Raw genomic sequence first — 11,460 nt, 5'->3', positions numbered from 1 at the left:
CCGCTCAAAATTCCAGCGGCGCGTTGTCGACGACCTCCTTCATCACGAAGAAGGTGCGGGTCTGCCGCACGCCGGGCAGCGCGATGAGCTGCTCGCCGTGGATGCGGTTGAAATCCTCCATGTCGCCGACGCGGATCTTCAGGAAATAGTCGAAGTCGCCGGCGACGAGGTGGCAGTCGAGCACGAATTTCAGCCTGGCGATCGCCTGCTCGAAGGTGGCGAAACTCTCCGGTGTCGAGCGGTCGAGCACGACGCCGACCATCACCAGCGTGCCCTTGGCCACCTTCTTCGGCGCAACCATGGCGCGGACGGCGGCGATGAAGCCGTCCTCGAACAGCCGCTGGGTCCGGCGATGGCAGGTGGCGGGGCTGATCGCGACTGAGACGGCCAGCTCGGCGTTGCTGAGCCGACCGTTATTTTGCAGCAATCTCAGGATCTTAAGGTCGGTTCGATCGAGCCGGGCGGCCATGAAAGAAGCTTCCGCAAAAGAGTGTCAGTATGGAAGAATCATGAGCCAATATTATCCTCGACGCAAGAATAGGCGCAACATTGGCGCAAAATTCGAGAGCACCTTTTCCCGGGGCGATGCTAGGGAGCCGCCAGCACCAACGCCAATCGGGATGACCCATGAAGCTCGACAAATTTCCGCGCTACAAGCTGACCTTCGGTCCAACCCCCATCGAGAAGCTGGAGCGGCTGTCAAAGCATCTCGGCGGCCAGGTCGAGATCTATGCCAAGCGCGAGGACTGCAATTCCGGCCTTGCCTATGGCGGCAACAAGCTGCGCAAGCTCGAATACATCATCCCCGATGCGATCGCCTCCAACGCCGACACGCTGGTTTCGATCGGCGGCGTGCAGTCGAACCACACCCGCATGATCGCCGCGGTCGCCGCCAAGATCGGCATGAAGTGCCGCCTGGTGCAGGAAGCCTGGGTGCCGCACGAGGACGCCGTCTATGACCGCGTCGGCAACATCATGCTGTCGCGCATCATGGGCGCCGACGTGCGCCTGGTCGACGACGGCTTCGACATCGGCATCCGCAAGAGCTGGGAGCAGGCGATCGAGGAAGTGAAGGCCGCAGGCGGCAAGCCCTATGCGATTCCCGCCGGCGCCTCCGTGCACAAATATGGCGGGCTCGGCTATGTCGGCTTCGCCGAAGAGGTGCGCCAGCAGGAAGCCGAGCTCGGCTTCAAGTTCGATTACATCATCGTCTGCACCGTGACCGGCTCCACCCATGCCGGCATGCTGGTCGGCTTCGCCGCCGACGGCCGCGCCCGCAAGGTGATCGGCATCGATGCGTCCTTCACGCCCGCACAGACCAAGTCGCAGGTGCTCGAGATCGCGAAGAACACGGCTGAACTCGTCGACCTCGGCAAGGACCTCGTGGCTGACGACGTCGTGCTGATCGAGGACTACGCCTATCCCGCCTATGGCGTGCCGTCGGAAGAGACCAAGGAAGCCATCCGCCTCAGCGCGCGTCTCGAAGGCATGATCACCGACCCCGTCTACGAGGGCAAGTCGATGCAGGGCCTGATCGACCTCGCGCAGAAGGGCTATTTCGAGAAGGGCGCAAAGATCCTGTACGCCCATCTCGGCGGCGCACCGGCGCTGAACGGCTACGCGTATGCCTTCCGCAACGGCTGAGGCATAAGGGAGGCGATAGCCGCCTCCTGCACCTTCGTAGCCCGGATGGAACGTAGCGTAATCCGGGACGGTGCCGTTGATGTGCGAGATCCCGGATTGCGCTTCGCTCCATCCGGGCTACGGCATCTGCGATAGCGCCTACCGCGTCTTGACGATCTGCAGCAGTTCGTCGCCGTAATGCTCGAGCTTCTTGTCGCCGATGCCCGGCACGTTGCGGAGTTCGTCGAGCGTGGTCGGCCAGGCCCGGACGATGCCGTCGATGGTGGCATCGTGCAGCACGACATAGGCCGGCACGCCGCGCTCACGGGCGATCTCCGAGCGCCACGAGCGCAGCCGCGCGCGCAGTTCGGGATCGACATCGCCTTGCGGGGCATTGGCGGCAGGCGCAAGGTCGCCGCGGCGGGACTTGCCGCGGCTTGCGCGAACGCGGGTGCCGGGCGCTTCCTCGCGCAGCCACACTTCGGTCTCGCCGCGCAGCACGCCGCGCGCGCTCTCGGTCAGCTTCAGCGCTCCATAGGCTTCGCTGTCGCTCTGCAAATGGCCCATCGCCACAAGCTGCCGCAGCACGGTGCGCCACTGCTTTTCGTTGAGCTCGCGTCCGATGCCGAACACCGACAATTTGTCGTGGCCGAACTGCGTCACCTTCTCGGTCAGGCGTCCGATCAGCACGTCGATCAGATGCATCGCGCCAAAACGCTGCCCAGTGCGATAGACGCAGGACAACAGCTTCTGCGCCAGCACCTTGCCATCGCGCATCTTCGGCGGCGTCAGGCAATTGTCGCAATTGCCGCAGCTCTCGCCCATCACGACCTCGCCGAAATAGGCGAGCAGCCGCCGGCGCCGGCAGCGCGGCGTTTCGGCAAGGCCGACCAGCGCATCGAGCTTGCCGATCGAGATCCGCTTGAACTCGTCGGAGGCGCTGGACTCGTCGATCATGCGGCGCTGCTGCACGATGTCGGAGAGCCCATAGGCCATCCAGGCCGCCGACGGCTTGCCGTCGCGGCCGGCGCGGCCCGTCTCCTGGTAGTAGGCCTCGATGCTCTTGGGCAGGTCGAGATGGGCAACGAAGCGCACGTCGGGCTTGTCGATGCCCATGCCGAACGCGACGGTCGCGACGATGACGATGCCGTCCTCGTTGAGAAAGCGGTCCTGGTTGCGTGAGCGCAACGCTCCGTCGAGCCCGGCGTGGTAGGGCAGCGCTGCAATGCCGGCGTCTTGAAGCGCGGCGGCGACCTCCTCGACCCGGTTACGGGACAGGCAATAGACCACGCCGGCATCGCCCTCATGACGCTCCCGGATGAACTCCTTCAGCTGCGACACCGCGTTGCGCTTGTCGACGATCTCGTAGCGGATGTTGGGCCGGTCGAAGCTCGAGACGAATTGCGGCGCATCCGCCAGCTGAAGTCGCGCGACGATCTCCTTGCGCGTCAGATCGTCAGCGGTCGCGGTCAGCGCGATGCGCGGCACGTCGGGAAAGCGCTCGGCGATGATGGAGAGGCCGACATATTCGGGACGGAAGTCATGGCCCCATTGCGAAACGCAATGCGCTTCGTCGATCGCGAACAGCGCCACTTTCGCCTGCGCCAGCAGCGACAGGCAGCGCGGCGTGACCAGGCGTTCCGGCGCGACATAGAGCAGATCGAGATCGCCCGCGAGCAGGCGGCGCTCTATGTCGGAGGCCTCCTGGAACGACAGTGACGAATTCAGCGCGGCGGCATTGACGCCGGCCTCGATCAGGCCGGCGACCTGATCGCGCATCAACGCGATCAACGGCGACACCACGATGCCGCAGCCTTCGCGCAGCAGGGAAGGAAGTTGATAGCACAGCGACTTGCCGCCGCCGGTCGGCATCAGCACCAGGCAATTGCCGCCCTCGGTGACATGCCGGACGATCTCTCCCTGCGCGCCGCGAAAACCCGGCAGACCGAACACCGAATGCAGCATCGACAGCGCATCGCGGCCGTTGGCCGGCGCAGGCAGCGGGGCGGTGGAGGGAGCGGGCATGAGCGGGATGGAACCAGGCGGTGAGATTCGTCACAAGGCCAGTCGCATGCTGGCGCGTGCGTGGCAAGGGCGTTTGCTCCCGAGGCGTGGCTCTCTCCCTCTCGCCTTACAGGGGGAGAAGTGAAGACGACACTACGCCCCAATCCTGCGTAGCGCCTCTGCGACCGTCACGATCGGCATATTGCGCTTTCCGGCCGCTTTCAGCGCATGACGCATCAGGTCCGGCGTGCAGCCATACGGGCTCGGCGCGTCCGCGACGTCGTGTCCATAGAAGATCAGCCAGCCGCCGCTCGCGACGGCCTCGTCGAAATAGCGATCGACGCCCGCGCGATCGATTTCGCGATCGATCAGGGGCGAGGCACGCAGGAACTGGAGATCGATGACGTCGCTATTGACGCCGGGAAGGATGCCACGCGCCGAACGGAATACCTTGGCAAGCTGCGGCTTGCGCCAGACCGAGGCGATGCCATAGGGATAGGCGAAATTCTCCAGCGCGATCGAGGAATCTATCGCACGAAAATAGGCGCGATTCCGCTCGATCTCGCGCGCCATGCCGCCCTCGTCGAGGTGGGCCGAGCTCTGGTGCGAGAAGGTATGGCAGGCGATCTCGTGACCGGTGCGGTGAAGCCGGACGATCGCGTCATCCGACAAGCCATGCCAATGGTCCGATGGCTGGCCGATCAGGCTGCCGGCGAGATAGAACGTGCCCCGGCCGCCATGCTGTTCGAGAAGTTCGGCGCCCTGCCCTGCTGCGCTGTCGGGGGCGTCATCGAAAGTGAAGCTCACGATCGGCGCATGCGAGGTGGGCAGCCGATGCGGGGCGGCACGGAAATGCCGGGCCAGCCGATTGCTCACGCGTCCCTGGAGTGCCGACCACACGACCTAAGCTTCCCGTGATTTGCGTATTTCTGTACTGAAACATTCGCGCGCCGGTTGAGGCAAGCCTAACGCTTGGGTAATCCTAACGCGGAACCAACATCCCTGGACGGACGCGCGAGGATCGCCGCCTCGGCTGCCGCGCTGAGATATTGCAACCAGTTGCGAAAAAGCACAGCCGCCGCGCTGCCGGCACCGATATCAGCGCGCAAGGTCAGCCCGGGCAGCTCGTTGGCGAGTGCCGGATGACGCTGGTGCGCCGCCTTCTTCTCGAAGCGGAGCAATTTCTCTTCCGTCGCTGCGTCAAAATAGCTCACGGGCAGGCGCGGATAGGTCTCGCGCTCCCGCGCGAGATAGCGGCCGATGTCGCGCAGATATTCGCGCTGGAGCGACAGCGCGTCATACTCCGGATGGCCCTGGAAGAACACGAAGCGGCTGGCATATTGACGAACGAAGACGTCGACGCCGGCCTCTGCCGAACGGGTCAGCACCTGATAACCGGCCTGAACCAGGTCGCACTCCGCGATCTCGTTCAGCCGCGAATGCGAGACCTTCAGCGGCGCGGGCGCGGCGCGCGTCAGTGCATCGCTCGTCATCACGTCGCAATCGAAGATGCCGTGGCATTTGGCTGGCAGCCGTCGCCGTGCGATGCCGTCGAGATGCAGCACCGCCGCGTGCGCGGCAAGGCACGACCAGATCGTCGAGCGCGTATTGGCCTTGGCCCAGTCGATGAGCTCGGTGAGGTCGCGCCAGTACGGCTCCTGGTCGAGCTCGGGCGCGACGGGCTCTGCGCCTGTCACGATCAGCCCGTCGAATTTCAGGCGCTTGAGATCGGAGAGGTTGGAATACTCGCTCTCGACGTGCCATCTTGCTTCCGGCGACCGCTTCACGGTGGGAAGCGAGAAGCAGTGGAAGCGGATGCGGCACGAGCCTGCTGCGGCCTGGAGCAGCTTCATGAACTGCCGCTCGGTCGCCTTCAGCGCGGGATCGGGCATGTTGTTGACGAGCCCGATGGTAAGCTCGGCGCCGGGATCGCGCGCGAGATCGCGCTCGGTCGGCACCAGCGCCGGGCTCGAGATGACTTGATCCCTGTCGATCAGGATCGTCATTGGCGGTGCCGCCTACTCCGCGGCCTCGAGGCGCGCCGACCGGCAGGCCTTGTCCAGCGCCTGGTCGATGTCCTCGATGATGTCGGAGACGTGCTCGATGCCGATCGAGAGCCGGATGGTTTCCGGCAGCACGCCGGCAACGCGCTGTTGCTCGGCCGACATCTGGCGGTGGGTGGTGGAGGCCGGATGGCAGGCCAGCGACTTGGCATCGCCGATATTGACGAGGCGCGTGATCAGCTTCAGCGCGTCGTAAAACGTCTTGCCGGCCTCCATGCCGCCCTTGATGCCGAAGGTGAACAGCGAGGAGGCGTTGCCATCGAGATATTTCTGCACCAGCGGATAATAGGGGCTGTCGGGAAAGCCGGTGTAATTGACCCAGGCGACGCGTGAATCCTTGCGCAGGAATTCGGCGACCTTGCGGGCGTTCTCGACATGGCGCTCCATGCGCAGCGCGACGGTCTCGATGCCCTGGAGCAGCAGGAAGGCGTTGAACGGCGACAGCACCGAGCCCATGGTGCGCTGATAGACGCTGCGCGCACGCTCGATATAGGCGGTGCGGCCGAACCGTTCGGCATAGACGAGGCCGTGATAGGAGGCATCGGGCTTGTTGTAGGCGGGGAAACGATCAGCGTGCTTCGCCCAGGGAAAATTTCCGGAATCGACGATGGCGCCGCCGAGCGTTGTGCCGTGGCCGCCCAAGAACTTGGTCAGCGAATGCACGGCGATGTCGGCGCCGTAGTCGAACGGCTTGAGCAGGATCGGGGTTGCGACCGTGTTGTCGACGATCAGCGGCACGCCATGGGCATGCGCGACCTTGGCCAGGGCCTCGATGTCGCAGACATTGCCGGCGGGATTGCCGATGGTCTCGGCGAACACCGCGCGGGTGTTCTCGTCGATCAGCCTCTCGACCGCATCCGGCGCGTCGCTCTCGGCGAAGCGGCCGGTGATGCCCTGCCGCGGCAGGATGTGCGAGAGCAGCGTGTGCGTTGTGCCGTAGAGCTGCGGCACGGAAACGATGTTGCCGCCGTGATCGGCAACGTTGACGAAGGCGAAATGCAGCGCCGCTTGCCCGGTCGCGACCGCCAGCGCGCCGACGCCGCCTTCGAGCTGGGCTATGCGCTTCTCCAGCACCGCGCTGGTCGGATTGGCAATGCGGCTGTAGCGAAAACCTTCGGTTTCGAGATTGAAGAGGGCTGCGCCGTGATCGGCGCTGTCGAAGGCATAGGCCGCGGTCTGGTAGATCGGCACGGCGACCGCGTGCGTGGTGGCTTCGGGCTCGTAGCCGGCGTGAATAGCGATCGTCTCGTTGCGCATCGTGCCACCTCCGCGTGGGGCGGGCCGCACTCATTGGCCTGGAATGAGGCATGTGCGTTTTCCGCCACGTCCGTGTTAGAGGCGGGTGGTAAAGCGGACAATAATTCGCTTAGAGATCGAGGAAGTAACCCTAACCGTTATTGGCGAATTGGCCGGAATTCGGGTTAAATTGCATTAATCAATCAGCGGCGGCGATGTCGGCCACCGATCCTCCATGGGATCAACGGAGCCTTACTCGGCAGCCAATGCCGCTTGCAGGTCCGGCTTCTCGCGCGAAGCTTCATGCATATCGTCTGCGGTCGGCTTGATGCGGAACCACGCGGCATAGAGCGCAGGAAGAAACAGCAAGATCAGAACCGTTCCGAGCGCGGTGCCGCCGATCAGCGTGTAAGCCATCGATCCCCAGAACACGGAATGAGTGAGCGGGATGAAGGCCAGCACGGCAGCCAAGGCAGTCAGGATCACGGGCCTCGTGCGTTGCACCGTGGCTTCGATGACGGCGTGATAGTCGTCAAGGCCGGCGGCAAGGTTCTCCTTGATCTGTTCGGTCAGGATCAACGTGTTGCGCATCAGGATGCCCGCCAGTCCGATCAGGCCCAGGATCGCGTTGAATCCGAACGGCTGGTTGAAGATGAGCAGTGCCGGCACGACACCGACCAGGCCGAGCGGTCCTGTCAGGACGACCATCGCCATCGTCGAGAAGGACCGCACCTGCAGCATGACGACGATCAGCATCGCGGCGATCATGGCTGGGAAGATCGTCGCCAGCGCGTCGTTGGCCTTGGTCGCTTCCTCGATCGATCCGCCCAGCTCGATACGATAGCCGGCCGGAAGGGATGCGATCAGGGGCTGCAGGGCTGTCTTGATCTCCTTGGAGACTTCCGGCGGTTGGGACGCCTCATTGATGTCGGAGCGTATGGTGACGACGGGGGTGCGATCGCGCCGCTTCATGATCGGCTCCTCGAGCCGGATTTCCGAATGACCGACCTGGTCGAGCGGAATCGAGCGGCCGTCGCGGCTCATCAATGAGAAATCCGCCAGACGCGCCGGATCGAGCCGCTCGCCACCCGCGCTGCGTGCCACGATGGGGACATTGCGGATGTCCTCGCGGACCTGCGTCACGGCGATGCCGGTGAGCAGGAACTGAAGCTGGCGACCGACCTCGGCCGGCGAAAGACCGATCAGGTTCAGTCGATCCTGATCCGGGACGAAGCGAAGCACGGGTGTGCGATCGCCCCAATCCCGATTTGCCTGCCGCGCGTCATGAACGCCGCGCATCACTTCGAGAGCCTTTTGAGAGATGGCGTAGAGTTGCGCGGGATCCGGCCCCATCACACGAAACTCGACCGGGAACGGCGTATAGGGTCCGAACACGAGTTGGGTGACGCGCACATTGGCCTCGGGCGCAAGGCCCTGCGACACGGTTTGTCGGAGCCGGTGCTTCAAGGCCTCGCGCGCTTCTGCGTCAGGCGTCAGGACGACGATCTTTGCGAAGGCCGGATCGGGCAGCTCGGGCGCCATCGCGAAGAAGAAGCGCGGCGCACCCTGGCCGACATAGCTGGTGATGATCTTGGCCTCGGGTTGATCGTGCAGCCAACCCTCGAGCTTCTCGACAGTGGCCGTCGTCGTCTCGATGCTGGTGCCCTCGGGCAGACGAACCTCCACCAGCACTTCCGGGCGGTCAGAGGTCGGAAAGAACTGCTGCTTGACACCACCCATGCCGAGGACGGAAAGCGCGAAGGCGACGGCGACGATGCTGCAGGTCAGGAATTTGTGGCGGACGGCGAGGGTGATCACGCCTCGCAAGCGCTGATAGTTGGGCGTGCCGTAGATCGCGTGGTGACCGCCTTCGACCGGCTTGATCGCGGGCAGCATCTTGACGCCAAGATACGGCGTGAAGATCACGGCGACGATCCAGGAGACGATGAGGGCGAACCCCACGACCCAGAAGATGTTGCCGGCGTATTCGCCGGCGGTCGAGCGGGCAAAACCCACCGGCAGGAAGCCCGCGATCGTCACCAGCGTTCCGGACAGCATTGGCGCCGCGGTGTGGCTCCACGCATAGGCGGCTGCCGAGATGCGGTCCATGCCCTCTTCCATCTTCACGACCATCACTTCAATCGCGATGATGGCGTCGTCGACGAGAAGACCAAGCGCCAGGATCAAGGCGCCGAGCGTGATGCGGTCGAAGAACCGGCCGGTCTCCAGCATGATCAGGAACACGACGGCGAGCGTCAGGGGGACGGCAGCTGCCACGACGATGCCGACGCGCCAGCCAAGGCTGAGCAGGCTCACCAGCAGCACCACGCCGAGCGCCATCGCGAACTTCATCATGAACTCGTCGACCGCCGAGGTGATGTTGACGGCTTGATCGCTGACTTTGGCCAGGCTCATACCGAGCGGCAGCGTCCGGGCGATCGCCGCGGACCTTTCCTCCAGCGCCTTGCCGAGCGCCAGGCCGTTCCAGCCCTCCTGCATCACCGCCGCGAGCATGATCGTGGGCTCACCCTGGTGCCTGATGATGTAGGTGGGAGGATCCTCGTAGCCGCGGCGGACCTCGGCGATGTCGGACAGCTTCAGCGTCCGCCCGGCAGCGACGATCGGCGTGTCTGCGATCCCCTGGACGCTGTCATAAGCGCCGTCGACGCGGATGAAGACCTGCGGGCCCTTGGTGTCGATCGAGCCTGCCGGTGTCACCGTGTTCTGCCGCTGCAAGGCAGCAACGATATCCGTTGCCGACACACCGAGAGTTGCCAGTTTGGCAAAGGAAAACTCGACGAAGATCTGCTCGGGACGCTCGCCGAGAATGTTGATCTTCTTGACGCCGGGCACGTGCAGGAGGTCCTGACGGATGACCTCGGCCTGCCTTGCGAGCTCGCGCATCGGCATGCCCTTGGCCTTGAGCGCATAAAGCGCGAAGCTGACGTCCGAATATTCGTCGTTGACGAAGGGGCCGAGCACGCCAGAGGGCAGCTTGCGCGCTTCATCGCCCAGCTTCTTGCGGGCCTGATAGAACTCCTCCTGCACGCTCGATGGCGGCGTGCTGTCCTTCAGCGTCACCGTCATGTAGGCATAGCCGGGCCGCGTCGTCGTCTCCACCCGATCGTACCAGGTCAGCTCCTGAATCCGCTTCTCCAGGGGTTCGGCGACCTGGTCCTGCATCTCGCGTGCGGTGGCGCCCGGCCACACGGTGGTGACCGTCAGGGTCTTGATGGTGAAGGACGGGTCCTCGGCCCGTCCGAGCTTGAAGAAGGCGTAGGCGCCCGCGGCCGCCAGCAGGAGGATGAAGAACAGGGTGACGGCCCGCTCGCGAACGGCGAGCGCGGAAAGATTGAAGCTCATCAGTTGCTCCTGCTGTCCGCGGCAGTCCTGACGTGGGCACCTTCGTGCAGCAGATGAGCGCCGAGTGAAACGATCTGGTCACCGGACCTCGATCCGGAGATAACGGCCGTCTCGCTGGTCACACGCAGAAGCTTGACGGGCTGCAGGCGTACGGTCGAGGTCGCAGCGTCGAAGACCCAGATGCCGGTCGTTCTGCCGTCGTCGCGCACGGCGCCCAGCGGCACCTGGACTTCCGGTTGACTGTCCTGGCTTGCAAGCCGAATGGTGACCGTCGCGCCAAGCGGCGCCGCCGCGGCCTCACCATCGAGCACGTAGCGGGCCTCATAGGTCCGGGTCTGCGGATCGGCGGAATCCGACAACTGACGAAGATGTGCGGTATGGCGGCGTCCGTCGCTTCCATACAGACTGGCCTCCGCGAGCGAACCGATCGCCGGCCGGATCGTCTCCGGAAGCGCCACCACGGCTTCGCGAGGACCGGACTGTGCCAGCCGAACGACAGCCTGGCCGGCGGAGACGACTTGTCCGGGCTCACCAAGCGTCTGGGTGACCGTCCCGTCGGCATCGGCAACCAGGACGGAATAGGTCGCCTGGTTCTCGGCAACCCCTGCATCGGCTTCCGCCGCGGCAAGCTGCGCTTTGGCGGTGTCCGATGCGGCCTTCGCCTGCTCGTAGCGTTGCTTTGACGTCCATCCGTCGTTCATCAGATTGGCGTAGCGCCGCTCGTCGGCATCGGTCTGCACGACAATTGCGCGCGCAGCGGCAACGGCGTTGCGCTTCGCGGTGAGCGCGAGACGGAGATCGGTTTCGTCGATCCGCATCAGCGGCTGGCCGGATTTGACCTGCTCACCGACATTCACGAGTCGTTCGACGATCTTTCCGGCGACGCGAAAGCCGAGATTGCTTTCCACGCGGGCGCCGATGGTCCCGGTAAAACCGCGTTCAGATCCTCCGACCCGGTTGGGGGTCACCAGACGGACCATAGGTGGCTCCTGCCTGGGATCGCTAACTGCGGAAGCCTCATGGGCGGGAATCGCAAGCGCAACGAAAGTCGCCACCCCCGCCGGGATCAAAATACCGGCGAGCACCGCAACACCCCTTTTCATGGCCGTCTCCCTTGAGATTTAGATTACGTACGAACTCTATACGTACATTAGATTTTGTTCGCAATCTA

General features: G+C 64.3%; 8 protein-coding genes. 1 reads left to right on the top strand and 7 read right to left on the bottom strand.

What is annotated here, in order from left to right; all coding sequences use genetic code 11:
* Positions 1 to 4: 4 nt before the first annotated feature.
* Positions 5 to 469, bottom strand: a complete 465-nt coding sequence (locus XH83_RS02725; protein WP_194405560.1) for an Lrp/AsnC family transcriptional regulator — start codon at positions 467 to 469, stop codon at positions 5 to 7.
* Positions 470 to 627: 158 nt separating this feature from the next.
* Here XH83_RS02725 and XH83_RS02720 point away from each other — a divergent pair, with 158 nt between their 5' ends.
* Positions 628 to 1,644 (top strand): 1-aminocyclopropane-1-carboxylate deaminase, encoded by a 1,017-nt coding sequence (locus XH83_RS02720; protein ID WP_194405559.1) that lies wholly within the window; start codon positions 628 to 630, stop codon positions 1,642 to 1,644.
* Positions 1,645 to 1,782: 138 nt separating this feature from the next.
* Here XH83_RS02720 and recQ read toward each other — a convergent pair whose 3' ends face one another.
* The 6 genes from recQ to XH83_RS02690 form a co-directional block, all read right to left on the bottom strand.
* Positions 1,783 to 3,648 carry a DNA helicase RecQ gene (recQ, locus tag XH83_RS02715; RefSeq protein WP_194405558.1) on the bottom strand — a complete coding sequence of 622 codons (1,866 nt, stop codon included), beginning with the start codon at positions 3,646 to 3,648 and terminating at the stop codon, positions 1,783 to 1,785.
* A gap of 132 nt (positions 3,649 to 3,780) precedes the next feature.
* On the bottom strand, positions 3,781 to 4,527 hold the full coding sequence (locus XH83_RS02710; RefSeq protein WP_194405557.1) for a polysaccharide deacetylase family protein: 747 nt from the start codon (positions 4,525 to 4,527) through the stop codon (positions 3,781 to 3,783).
* A gap of 65 nt (positions 4,528 to 4,592) precedes the next feature.
* Positions 4,593 to 5,633 carry a homoserine O-succinyltransferase gene (locus XH83_RS02705; protein ID WP_194405556.1) on the bottom strand — a complete coding sequence of 347 codons (1,041 nt, stop codon included), beginning with the start codon at positions 5,631 to 5,633 and terminating at the stop codon, positions 4,593 to 4,595.
* A 12-nt stretch (positions 5,634 to 5,645) separates the two neighbouring features.
* The gene (locus tag XH83_RS02700; RefSeq protein ID WP_194405555.1) at positions 5,646 to 6,947 is read right to left on the bottom strand and encodes an O-acetylhomoserine aminocarboxypropyltransferase/cysteine synthase family protein; all 1,302 of its coding nucleotides are present in this window, start codon (positions 6,945 to 6,947) and stop codon (positions 5,646 to 5,648) included.
* A gap of 231 nt (positions 6,948 to 7,178) precedes the next feature.
* Entirely contained in the window at positions 7,179 to 10,289 is a 3,111-nt protein-coding gene (locus XH83_RS02695) for an efflux RND transporter permease subunit (RefSeq protein WP_194405554.1), read from the bottom strand.
* On the bottom strand, positions 10,289 to 11,392 hold the full coding sequence (locus XH83_RS02690; protein ID WP_194405553.1) for an efflux RND transporter periplasmic adaptor subunit: 1,104 nt from the start codon (positions 11,390 to 11,392) through the stop codon (positions 10,289 to 10,291). Before XH83_RS02690 ends, XH83_RS02695 begins: the two co-directional genes overlap by 1 nt.
* Positions 11,393 to 11,460 lie beyond the last annotated feature (68 nt).

Source organism: Bradyrhizobium sp. CCBAU 53351 (genome assembly GCF_015291745.1).
GTDB lineage: Bacteria > Pseudomonadota > Alphaproteobacteria > Rhizobiales > Xanthobacteraceae > Bradyrhizobium.
The sequence above is the reverse complement of the archived record's forward strand: the minus strand, read 5'-3'. Positions and strand labels throughout refer to the sequence as shown.

Bases quoted from the DNA above. Each gene is read 5' to 3' on its own strand.
- XH83_RS02720 (WP_194405559.1), top strand. From the start codon at position 628: ATGAAGCTCGACAAATTTCCGCGCTACAAGCTGACCTTCGGTCCAACC.
- XH83_RS02705 (WP_194405556.1), bottom strand. From the start codon at position 5,633: ATGACGATCCTGATCGACAGGGATCAAGTCATCTCGAGCCCGGCGCTG.
- XH83_RS02690 (WP_194405553.1), bottom strand. From the start codon at position 11,392: ATGAAAAGGGGTGTTGCGGTGCTCGCCGGTATTTTGATCCCGGCGGGG.
- recQ (WP_194405558.1), bottom strand. From the start codon at position 3,648: ATGCCCGCTCCCTCCACCGCCCCGCTGCCTGCGCCGGCCAACGGCCGC.
- XH83_RS02725 (WP_194405560.1), bottom strand. From the start codon at position 469: ATGGCCGCCCGGCTCGATCGAACCGACCTTAAGATCCTGAGATTGCTG.
- XH83_RS02700 (WP_194405555.1), bottom strand. From the start codon at position 6,947: ATGCGCAACGAGACGATCGCTATTCACGCCGGCTACGAGCCCGAAGCC.
- XH83_RS02695 (WP_194405554.1), bottom strand. From the start codon at position 10,289: ATGAGCTTCAATCTTTCCGCGCTCGCCGTTCGCGAGCGGGCCGTCACC.